This window comes from Vibrio marinisediminis, from assembly GCF_014050145.1.
GTDB lineage: Bacteria > Pseudomonadota > Gammaproteobacteria > Enterobacterales > Vibrionaceae > Vibrio > Vibrio marinisediminis.
Genome location: NZ_JACFYF010000418.1, coordinates 1 through 227 on the forward strand (window position 1 = coordinate 1; position 227 = coordinate 227).

The following is a 227-nucleotide window of genomic DNA, read 5'->3' on the forward strand; positions in this document are numbered from 1 at the left end:
GTGTTTTAGGTAGAGTTGACATTATAACAGGTACACTAGGTAAGGCACTTGGTGGTGCAATGGGAGGTTATACTACTGCAAAAAAAGAAATCATTGAAATCTTACGTCAACGCTCTAGACCATATTTATTCTCAAACTCTTTAGCGCCAACAATAGTAGGTGCATCGATCAAAGTTTTTGACATGCTTAAAAACGATACATCACTAAGAGATAAATTAGCTTGGAAT

General features: G+C 36.1%; 1 protein-coding gene. It reads left to right on the forward strand.

The genetic code is table 11. From position 1 onward, the window contains the following. On the forward strand, window positions 1-227 hold a 227-nt coding region (locus H2O73_RS24495), incomplete at both ends, for an aminotransferase class I/II-fold pyridoxal phosphate-dependent enzyme (protein ID WP_182110861.1).